Annotated in this window: 1 protein-coding gene; it reads right to left on the bottom strand. The window is 58.6% G+C overall.

What is annotated here, in order from left to right:
• A partial coding sequence (locus tag CBX98_RS26515; RefSeq protein ID WP_206781403.1) for a hypothetical protein occupies positions 1–187 on the bottom strand: 187 nt, incomplete at its 3' end.
• Positions 188–331: the final 144 nt, after the last annotated feature.

Below are 331 nucleotides of genomic sequence, written 5' to 3'. Positions count from 1 at the left end.
TCGCCAAAGCCTTTGCGATAGACGCTTCGGCTGCCTTGAAGTGACCGGCGTCTATCTCTTTCGACGGAGCATCGCCGACGAAGTCGGCTCCTGCAGAGTCCCGTCCGGCAACCGTTGCTGACGCGGCTGCCGAGAAGGCAGCCACGAGGGCGGCGCAGAACATCGCGTTTCGTTTGGCCGCTTTCACCGTTCGGTATCCCCGATGCAACCGTGGTGGGTGGACGTGCGTCAGGGCTGTGTAACATGCTTGCAAAGCGCGGTCAATAATTTATGCTTCATGCTACTTCGTTAGGAATAGATATTCCTGACGACCGTCGTGACACCACCCGGG

Origin of the sequence: Vibrio sp. T9, assembly GCF_003123985.1 — a bacterium.
Classification (GTDB): Bacteria; Pseudomonadota; Gammaproteobacteria; order Enterobacterales; family Vibrionaceae; genus Vibrio; species Vibrio diabolicus.
Note: the sequence above shows the minus strand (reverse complement) of the source record. Positions and strands in the feature narration are given on the sequence as shown.